Here is a 1,137-nt window from a genome sequence, read left to right on the forward strand (position 1 = left end):
AGGCGCTGCGGGAGTACGATGATGTGTTAGACTCTCCGGTATATAAATGCCATGAAGCGATAAGTCCAGACTGTCCTCCGATCCCTGATCCTGATACCGTCCCGTATCCTGCTATAGGTCTTAGTGTGAATCTAGAGACTCTCCAGTCTCCTTATGACTTTCCGGGCATGGGAACTGTCACAAATGACACCTGCGGAACGATCATACGTGGTGCTGCATGCTCTCAAGATCCTGGTCACTGGTCGAGGCCTCATCCGGTCAACTGTAACCGCCTCTCCTGCCCGGTCTGCTGGTCTGGGAAGGTCCGAAAGACTGCCCGTCAGGTAACTGACCGCTTCCGGGGGTTCCTCGAGGCACTTGGAAACCTCCCGGTCACCCTGGACATGGAGCCGGAACGGGCCGAGGCTTTGAAGCTCCTGAAGCGTCGAGCCGGTCGGCCTCTCCATGTCATGTACTCGATGCCCCCGGGGACATACTCGCCGGATACTCCTCTTGTCCGCCTCTGGAAGGATGGCATCAAGGCCATCAAGGCCTCCGGCCTCCTGGCGGGCTACATCGTCTTTCACCCGGCCCGACTCCGTGAGGAGGTTAAGAAGGCCTTGAGGCAACTGAACCATAGCCTGAAGGCCTCTGGTGAGGCTACAAAACCGTTCTGGGAGCATGTCCACGCCGACGCGCTTGGCCTGGGCTCGATGCACGAGTATGCTTACTGGTCGCCCCACTTCCACGCGGTCGGGGTCGGCTACCTGGTAAACGCGAAAGACTACAACCAGGCGACCGGATGGATCTACAAGAACAAGCGACCAGGCGGGATCCCGCTCTCGGTCCGGTGGAACGAGAAGGAAAACCGCTTCGAGGACGACGTTTACACGCTCTTCTCTTACCTCATGACGCACGCGGCCTATGTCCAGGGGAAGCGGATGACCAGGACATTCGGTTATCTGAACCCGAAGCACGTTAAGAGGGTCGGTGACCAGTTCGTGAAGCACTACCACGCGGCGGTCTGCCCGGTCTGTGGGTCGCCGGTGGTCCGCTACTGGTTCAAGGACGATGAGCCGGACGAGCCTGAGGTCGATATCGAGGGTGAACTACGGCCTGTAGCCTGCCGGATATGTGGCTACAACTACAAGGTGCGAC

At 58.7% G+C, this 1,137-nt stretch carries 1 protein-coding gene; it reads left to right on the top strand.

Translation table 11 applies throughout. The features are described 5' to 3' along the window. Nucleotides 1-407: 407 nt before the first annotated feature. On the top strand, nt 408-1,137 hold a 730-nt coding region (locus ACE4YL_RS00305), incomplete at its 3' end, for a hypothetical protein (RefSeq protein WP_461368970.1).

The sequence above is a fragment of the Candidatus Darwinibacter acetoxidans genome (genome assembly GCF_041936445.1).
In the GTDB taxonomy this organism is placed as follows: Bacteria; Bacillota; Limnochordia; order Darwinibacteriales; family Darwinibacteriaceae; genus DTU010.